The organism is Bradyrhizobium sp. UFLA01-814 (assembly GCF_046718885.1).
Taxonomy (GTDB): domain Bacteria; phylum Pseudomonadota; class Alphaproteobacteria; order Rhizobiales; family Xanthobacteraceae; genus Bradyrhizobium; species Bradyrhizobium elkanii.
Genome location: NZ_JAQOSR010000265.1, coordinates 1 through 8,067, shown reverse-complemented (window position 1 = coordinate 8,067; position 8,067 = coordinate 1). Strand labels below are relative to the sequence as shown.

The window sequence follows — 8,067 nt, the reverse complement described above, 5'->3', positions numbered from 1 at the left end:
GATCCACTCCTCCGGCGTTTCCAAAAGCGGGTGCGCAAGCCCTTCGACATGCGGCTTGGTCGCCTTGCCGCTCTTGTGCAGGATGAAGCGAAACTGGCCGGTGAGCGAAAGCTCGAGCGCGGTGCCGTTGACCTCGCCATCGCCTTGCGCGAAATGCGGATCGCCGATCGAGAACAGCGCGCCTGATACTGCGACCGGCAGATAGAGCGTGGTGCCCTTGGTGGCGCGCCAATTGTCGACATTGCCGCCGAAATAGCCGGGCGGAATCGAATCGATGATGTCGGACTCGCGCGGCGCCACCGCCATGAAGCCGAAATGCAGCCGCGCCGGAATCCGCACGCCGGCGAGCACGCCGGGCTGCTTCTCGACGGTCGCGTGATCGACCGGTACGCCGGGATAATCCATCGTCTCGTGGCGCACGCCGAACGGATCGGTCTGCGGCGTCCAGCGGTAGGAATAAACGGCGCGGGCCCACTCGGCCTCTGCATCGGTCTCGAAGATCGTGATGGTCTCGCGCTTGGCCGGCGGATCGATCAGATCGTTGTACTGAAAGCCCCACCAGGCCGCGGCATTGCTGCCGAACGACTTGCCGGCGTAGGCCGGGTTGGCTGATGGCCGCGGCCAGATATCGAGGATCTGCACCTCGAGCACATCGCCCGGCTCCGCGCCGCAGACATAGATCGGCCCGGTGCAGATGTGCACGCCGAACCCTTCGCCGGCGCCGCGGCCGAAGATCGAACCGTCCATCGGGCCGGCGCCGCGCCGTTCGACCGACTTGCCCTCGGCGGTCCAGCGAAACACGCTCTCCGCGCCGGGATCACCCTTGATCATGCGCTCGTAATCATCGAAGGCATGCTGGGTCAGCGTCTCGATCGTCACCACCGCGCCCGACTGCACGCTCATGACAGGCGGGATGGCGCGGCTGAGATAGCCCCAATGCGCGGTCTCCCTGGACACCTTGAGATGGTGATGCGAGGCGCCCCGCCCTTCCGGCACGGCCGCCGGCGGTTCAACCGGTACGATCGGCTCCAGCGGCGCAATTGTCTCGCGCGCCACCGGGCTTGACGCGAGATTTGGCGCGAGCCGCAGCACCGTTGCGGTGCCACGCGCCAGCCGCGGCCGGCCGCGCGTGCGCTCGCCCTCCACATCGCGCGGCACCGCCTTGCGGAAGTCGCGCGGCGAGGTGCCGTAGGTCGCGCTGAACATCCGGCTGAAATGCGCCTGATCGGTGAAGCCCCAGCGGTAGCTGATTTCGGCGATGCGCTGGTCGGCGTAGTTCGGATCGATCAGGTCGTTGCAGCAGCGCTCCAGCCGCCGCTCGCGCACATAGGCCGAGAACGTCGTGTTCTGCCGCTCGAACAGCCGTTGCAGATAGCGTTGCGACAGCCCTTCCTGCCGCGCGATGTCGGCGATGGTCAGGCCGGCATTGCCGAGCTGGGCCTCGATCGCGGCGTCGACCCGGCGCAGATGGCCGGCCTGGACCTGCGTCATCGCCTCGGCATCGAGCCGCGTCTCGCCGAGCAGCGCGCCGGCGACGAGTTCGGTGACCGCGACCTCGGCGGTGGCGAGATCGGCCTTGTCCAGGATCGCGAAATTGCCGCCCAGGGTCCGCATCACCGGACGCACGGACGCAGCGGCAATCGTCGCGCCGAGCACCGCCGGCAAACGCAGGCGATTATGCCCGAGCCGGCCGAGCAACCGCTCACGCGGCAGTTCGAGCAGCAGGATCTCGAAATCCTCCCGCAAAGTCATCCGCCACGGCGATTGCAGATCACACACCGAGACGTCGTTGTCGGCAAACTCGCAGCTGCGTTGGCCGGACGTGATGCTGCCGCGGCCGTAGCCGTGGAAGATGATGGCGACCCGCGCCGGCATTCCCGGCGAGGCCGCATGACCGCTGCAGACGATCTGCTGCTCGGTGGAACGCAGCAGCGCGAGCTGGCCGCCGCTGGTCGAGCGCTTCGCGGTCAATTCGCCGAACTGGAATTGGCCGGCCTCCGGCAATTCGCAATCGAGCTGCAAACCGGCCAGCGCCTCGCGCCAGACCTCCCGCCGGTTTTGCCGCGGGATCGCATCGACCGAAACCCGAAAGGTCGTCGCGACCATCACCCCTCCAGGCCGCAGCACCGCAGCCTTCCACTCACAGAGCCGTGAACGCAGCCTGCACCGATTGCAGGCAGGCGGCAAGCGTGTTGCGACGGCACACGTTGCCCAGCCTGCGTGCAACGCGCGGAAGCGGCGGCTTTCGCCTGGCAGCGCTATCAGCGGCGAACGCAGTGCAACTTGATCGAATGCGTCCAAATTCTTGACCGCTCCGGCCATGCCGCGATGCGAAGACGGCCGCCGCAGATGCCTCGCACGCTGTTGCACAGGCCTTTGCGCTGCGACGACAGCAAGCGCGCCGACAAATTATTGGGCGCGCCCGGTCATGTCGGAGCGGCGCGGCGCCATGCACTCTCATGCGCACTTTCGATCCAAGGAGGAGCTCAAGATGTGCGCAGGTGACGACAAGAACTGCCCGGACTTCGAATTGCATCATCGCCAGTTCAAGGAGACGCTCGACCGGGAACGCCGCTCGTTCCTGCGCTCGAGCTTCGCCGCGGCGGGCGGCGCCGCGGCAATGACTGCCGGCGGCATCTCGCTGGTAACGCCGAAAATGGCGGCCGCCGCCGAGAAGCATCAGCCGGCGCAGCGCGCCTATCACCATCTGCCGGCCAATGCCGACACCGTGCATTGGGGCTATTTCAGCAAGTCGCTGAAGCCGCGCGTCGAGATCAATTCCGGCGACTTCATCACCATCGAGGCGCTGACGCATCACGCCAATGACGATGCCGAGCGCATGGTGAAGGGCGATCCCGGCGTCGAGAGCGTCTATCTCTGGACCAAGGAGAAGAAGGGCGTGAACCGGCGCGGCGCCGGCCCGATGGATGCCTCGCTGTACGGACGCGGCGCGGGCGAAGGCCTCGGCGTGCATATCTGCACCGGGCCGGTGTTCGTGCGCGGCGCCGAGGAAGGCGACGTGCTCGAGCTGCGCATCATCGACGTCGCGCCGCGGCCCTGCGCCAACCCGAAATATTCTGGCAAGGCATTCGGCAGCAACGCCGCGGCATCGTGGGGCTTCCACTACAAGGATCTGCTCACCGAGCCGAAGCCGCGCGAGGTGGTCACCATCTACGAGGTCGACGCGACCGGTGAGCGCAACTGGGCGCGCGCCGTCTACAATTTCACCTGGACGCCGCAGACCGATCCGTCCGGCGTGGTGCACAAGACCATCGATTATCCCGGCGTCCCGGTCGATCATTCGACGGTCAAGGAGAACCACGGCATCCTGAAGAACGTGCGCATCCCGGTGCGTCCGCATTTCGGCGTGATCGGGCTCGCGCCGAAAGAGGCCGAGTTCGTCGATTCGATCCCGCCGAGCTATACCGGCGGCAACATCGACAATTGGCGCATCGGCAAGGGCGCCACGATGTATTACCCGGTGGCGGTCGAAGGCGGACTGCTGTCGGTCGGCGACTCCCACGCCTCGCAGGGCGATTCCGAACTGTGCGGCACGGCGATCGAATGCTCGCTCAACGGCACCTTCCAGATCATCCTGCACAAGAAGGCCGACCTCGCCGGCACCGCGCTGGAAGCGCTCGACTACCCGATGCTGGAGACCCAGGACGAATGGCTGGTGCACGGCTTCAGCTATGCCAACTACCTCAGCGAGCTGGGAGCCGGCGCGCAGACCGAGATCTACAAGAAGTCGTCGGTCGACCTCGCTCTGCGCGATGCCTTCCGCAAGATGCGCAAATTCCTGATGACGACGAAGAAGCTGACCGAGGACGAGGCCATCTCGCTGATCTCGCTCGGTGTCGACTTCGGCGTCACCCAGGTGGTCGACGGCAATTGGGGCGTCCACGCGGTGATCCGCAAGGACATCTTCGCCGGCGGCGACAGCTGACGAAAAAGCCAGGAGCGAGCGTGGCGGTCAGCCGAAGAAGGGCGAGTAGGGCTTTGCTGCGCGCACCTAATACAACGTCGCCCCGGCCTAGTGCGCAATTGCGCACGGGAGCCGGGGCCCATAACCACAAATGTCGGTGGTTTGAAGCAAGCGTCTACCAGATCGCTTCATCGAGAAGCCGCGGCGTATGGGTCCCGGCCCCCGTGCGCAATTGCGCACTAGGCCGGGACGACACCGTTAATTTGGCCGGCGACTGTGAACTAGCCCGTGGCGGGCACAGGCTTCTCCGCCGGCGTATTCCACGGGCGGTCCGGCGAGGCGAGGCCGATCAGGCGGCCCTGGATGAAGTCGCAGCCCCATTCGCGCAGCATCACGGCGGCTTCCTCGTCCTGCACCCATTCGGCGACCGTCTTGATCTCGAGGCGGCGCGCGAGATCGATCAGCGTCTGCACGAAGGCGCGGTCGTCGGCCGAACGCACGATGTTCTGCACGAAGGCGCCGTCGATCTTCACGATGTCGACGCCGAGCTTGCGCAAATTGCGGAACGAGGTGTAGCCGGCGCCGAAATCGTCGATCGCAATCCGGCTGCCGAAGTTCTTCAGGCGCGTGACGAAGCCACGCACGTCGTCGATATCCTGGATCGCGACCGTTTCGGTGATCTCGACGATCAGCCGCTCGCCGACGCCGGGATGCGCGCGCATCAAGGATTCGATGGTGGCCCACCAGTCCGGATCCATCGTGGTGTCGGGCGAGATGTTGAGGCTGAGCTGTACGCCGGGGGCGGCGGCGAGTTCGGCGATGGCGAGCTCCAGCACGCGGTGATCGACCAGCCGGATCAGGCCGAGCCGCTCGGCGACCGGCACGATATCGGGCGCGAGCAGCGCGCGGCCGTCGTCCTGCTCCATGCGGACCAGGCACTCGTAGAACGCGGGCTGCCGCAAGCGCGCATCGACCACGGGCTCGAAGCCGATCACGATGCGGCGCTCGTTCAGCGCGGTGACGATCTCGTCGGTGACGCGGATGTTGACGCGGCGCTGGGCGTCGCGCTCGACATTCGGCTTCCACAGCGCGAACGATCCGGCGCGGCGGCTCTTGGCGGTCTCCAGCGTCTCCTGGGCGCGATTGACCGCCTCCTCCGCCGACCTCGCATGACGCGGAATGGTGACGGCGCCGATCGAGACCGTTACCGACACCGGGCCGGACTTGGTCGGCACCACCTCGTCGCGCACCGCGGCGAGGAAGCGCTCGGCCGCGACATTGGTGTCGTCGACGGTGCAGTTGCGCAGGATCAGGCCGAACTTGTTGCCGGAGAAACGCCCGAGCATGTCGCCGCTGCGCAGCCGCGCACGAATCCGCTTCGCGACCTCGGCGATGACAGCATCCGCGACATCGAAGCCGAAGGCATCGTTGACGCGCGCCAGATGATCGATGCCGATCAGCATGAAGGCACAGGAGGAGCGGAAGCGCGCGCACTCCTCCATCGTCTCGGCGAGCGAGGCGATCAGATGGGTGCGGTTGAGCTCGTTGGTCAGCGGATCATGCCGCGACAGCTTGAGCAGCTGCTCGTCGCGGGCATGCCGTTCATTGTTGATGCGGACGACGCCCTGCACGCGCGCCGGCCTGCCGTCGGCGCCGGCAAACCAGCAGCCGGTCTCCTCGATCCAGATCACCGGCGCCGAGGTGACGGCCCGCACGCCATACTCGATCCGGTAGGGAACGCCCTCCCCGCCGCGCACCGGCGCCGGCGCGCCGAGCGCATCGGATCGCACCGAGCGCGATGGCTCGATCAGCTTGGCAAGCTCGGCACCGCTCGCAAGCGCCGCAACCGGGATATCCGGGAAGACCGCCGCCACATTATCGCTCCAGGCAATCGCATCGGTCGCCAGGTCCCAGGCGAATGTCGCTTGGCCGAGCGAGGCGAGGATGCTGGCAGCTGGCGGGACAGGGGGCATCGAACATGTCTCGATTTGGGACGGCGCCCGGTGATTCTACACGCTCTCAAGATAGTGGTTCCGGCGAATCCAACGCTAGGTGAAGTTGATAAATAATCTGGAAACCACGTTTTCGACTGTCCGGGAACGAACTGGGGACGGCGGGCATGACCCTTGCCACAGGGGTGTTGCGGAGGGACGCAACGTCCCAAACTATGACGCTCCAACGGGTCGCAGACGATGCCGGATATCGATCAATCGGAAATCCTCGACGGTGAGTGCACCGGCGATCCTGCTGCGGCCGGCACGACGCTGGTGCCGCTGGCCGCGACCACCCATTGGGCGCCCAAGATCCCGCTGCCGCATGCCGATCCGTCGTTTGTGGCTCATTTGATCGCAACCGCCGCACACGAACCGCAGACGCGCGGGCAGCGGCGTGGGTCATTGGCCGACGCGCAGAGCGCTTACGGCCCGCATGTCGACGAACGCCGCAGCGTGGCGCGGCGGACCCGGCAAATCATCTAGCAAATCATCTAGAAAGACCGGACGCTGGAACTGGTGTCCAAGCAGCAGGCGATCAGCGGGCCTTGACGGGCCGATTGCCGTGACTGCCCTGCGGCACGCCGCGTTGCAGCGACATGTGGGAATGGATGCCGAGCCAGCGCCCGTCGGCCTGACGCGCGAGAATGATCGTCGCTCGCCCCGGCCGATCAAAGCGGCTGCCGTCCGCATGGAAGCCGGTGCTCGTCCAGGGCGTGATCACCGTCGCCATGCCGCCGTCGGCGCTGATCAGCACCGCCGTATGCGCGAGATCGAAGGCGAAATCCGCGGTGCGGGGCCAGACATTATCCCATTGCATCTCGGTCCAGCGCGCGCGGCCGTGGATGAGTTCCTGATAGGTGCCGAACGAGATGATGTCCGAATGCCAGAACGGACGCGCGGCAGCATAGTCGACCGCCCTGACGCAGGCGGCGAACCGTTCGAGCCAGTCAAATATGGATTGAGTTGTCGTTGAGTCGGCGATCGGAAGAAGCGTTTCTGCGCTCATGATCGGCCTCGAAAACACTCAGCGCTGCGGTGCGTCCGACGGCGGATGGCCGCCCGGCTGCAAATCCGGTGAAGCGACGGTCGGCTTCGGCGCGGACTGATCGAGCAGCACGGATTCCGCAACCGACGTCGCCGGTGGAACGGGTGCGGCTGGCGGCGGGGCAGCAGGCGCCGGCGCGGCGACGGGCGCGGGCTCGGAACGCGGCGCGGACGCCTCTGCCGGCGCGGGCTGCGGCGCCTCGGGCTGCGGCCTGCTGGCGCTTGGTGTCGCAGGCGCGACCACCGCACGGCGGCGGGTGCGCAGCGCAATTCCGGAAATGAAATCGACCAGCGCCAGCAGCGTGAGCAGGCCATAGGTCGAGTTGCCGAATTTCGGCCAGAGCACGAATTCGGCGGCGGCGGCGCCGAACACGATCAGCGACAGCAGATGGTCGGTGAGATATTTCGCGCCAGGGCGCGCGCCCTTGATGACCTCGAGCAGCAACAGCAGCACGGCGGCCGCGAGCAGCATGTCGCTGAGCGTGATCTGCCACTGCTCGCCCGACAGCAATGTCAGCCTGATCAGCGGGTCCGTGAAGGACACGCCGGGCATCAGGAAAGCGATGATGTTGTAGACCGCGAGCGGAACGAGCAGCAGCGGAAAACCGACCATCGGGGCTTGCGCCTTATTCAGGGAGAACCAGCAATGCGGCGATGCTCATTGGCCTCGCCGCGGACGCGCCCGTCTTGGCCGCACTCGTTGACCGAATTCAGGCGCCGCGCCGCATGGCTGCGGCGCGTAGGCCGAATGTCCGATCAGGACTCTTTCTTGGCCTTCAGGACCTGGCGGCCCTTGTACATACCGGTCTTCAGGTCGAGGTGGTGCGGACGGCGCAGCTCGCCGGAGTCCTTGTCCTCGACATAGGTCGGGGTCTTGATCGCATCGGCCGAACGGCGCATGCCACGGCGCGACGGCGAGGTTTTTCTTCTGGGAACGGCCATGACGGTGTCCTCTAGGGGTGTTGCGGAGGCATCGTCCGAAATGCGGACGGCTCAGCGCTTCGAAGCGCAAGCTGCGATGCCGGTAAGGCCGCGCTTATAGAGGAAGGCATCGCGTAAAGCTAGGGTCCGGGCCAGCAAAAAGCGCCCGAAACAGCCCTCAGG

General features: G+C 66.2%; 7 protein-coding genes. 2 read left to right on the top strand and 5 right to left on the bottom strand.

Annotated elements, in window-relative coordinates; genetic code table 11:
- On the bottom strand, positions 1-2,106 hold a 2,106-nt coding region (locus tag PMN64_RS40765; protein WP_411784830.1), incomplete at its 3' end, for an acetamidase/formamidase family protein.
- Positions 2,107-2,491: 385 nt separating this feature from the next.
- On the opposite strand from PMN64_RS40765, the gene PMN64_RS40760 reads away from it, so the two are divergent.
- Positions 2,492-3,946 (top strand): acetamidase/formamidase family protein, encoded by a 1,455-nt coding sequence (locus PMN64_RS40760; RefSeq protein WP_411784829.1) that lies wholly within the window; start codon positions 2,492-2,494, stop codon positions 3,944-3,946.
- A 260-nt stretch (positions 3,947-4,206) separates the two neighbouring features.
- Here the strand turns inward: PMN64_RS40760 and PMN64_RS40755 are convergent, their stop codons facing one another.
- Positions 4,207-5,898, bottom strand: a complete 1,692-nt coding sequence (locus tag PMN64_RS40755) for a putative bifunctional diguanylate cyclase/phosphodiesterase (RefSeq protein WP_411784828.1) — start codon at positions 5,896-5,898, stop codon at positions 4,207-4,209.
- Positions 5,899-6,117: 219 nt separating this feature from the next.
- Between PMN64_RS40755 and PMN64_RS40750 the strand changes: the two genes are divergently transcribed.
- Positions 6,118-6,402: a hypothetical protein gene (locus PMN64_RS40750; RefSeq protein ID WP_411784827.1), complete on the top strand. Its 285-nt coding sequence runs from the start codon at positions 6,118-6,120 to the stop codon at positions 6,400-6,402.
- 52 nt (positions 6,403-6,454) lie between these two features.
- Here PMN64_RS40750 and PMN64_RS40745 read toward each other — a convergent pair whose 3' ends face one another.
- The 3 genes from PMN64_RS40745 to rpmF form a co-directional block, all read right to left on the bottom strand.
- Entirely contained in the window at positions 6,455-6,925 is a 471-nt protein-coding gene (locus tag PMN64_RS40745; RefSeq protein ID WP_411784826.1) for a YybH family protein, read from the bottom strand.
- A gap of 18 nt (positions 6,926-6,943) precedes the next feature.
- On the bottom strand, positions 6,944-7,576 hold the full coding sequence (locus PMN64_RS40740) for a hypothetical protein (RefSeq protein ID WP_411784825.1): 633 nt from the start codon (positions 7,574-7,576) through the stop codon (positions 6,944-6,946).
- Between the two features lie 143 nt (positions 7,577-7,719).
- The gene (rpmF, locus tag PMN64_RS40735) at positions 7,720-7,905 is read right to left on the bottom strand and encodes a 50S ribosomal protein L32 (protein ID WP_021077536.1); all 186 of its coding nucleotides are present in this window, start codon (positions 7,903-7,905) and stop codon (positions 7,720-7,722) included.
- Between the last annotated feature and the right edge of the window lie 162 nt (positions 7,906-8,067).

Coding starts and splice junctions, on each gene's coding strand:
- PMN64_RS40760 (WP_411784829.1), top strand. CDS start 2,492: ATGTGCGCAGGTGACGACAAGAACTGCCCGGACTTCGAATTGCATCAT.
- PMN64_RS40755 (WP_411784828.1), bottom strand. CDS start 5,898: ATGCCCCCTGTCCCGCCAGCTGCCAGCATCCTCGCCTCGCTCGGCCAA.
- PMN64_RS40750 (WP_411784827.1), top strand. CDS start 6,118: ATGCCGGATATCGATCAATCGGAAATCCTCGACGGTGAGTGCACCGGC.
- PMN64_RS40745 (WP_411784826.1), bottom strand. CDS start 6,925: ATGAGCGCAGAAACGCTTCTTCCGATCGCCGACTCAACGACAACTCAA.
- PMN64_RS40740 (WP_411784825.1), bottom strand. CDS start 7,576: ATGGTCGGTTTTCCGCTGCTGCTCGTTCCGCTCGCGGTCTACAACATC.
- rpmF (WP_021077536.1), bottom strand. CDS start 7,905: ATGGCCGTTCCCAGAAGAAAAACCTCGCCGTCGCGCCGTGGCATGCGC.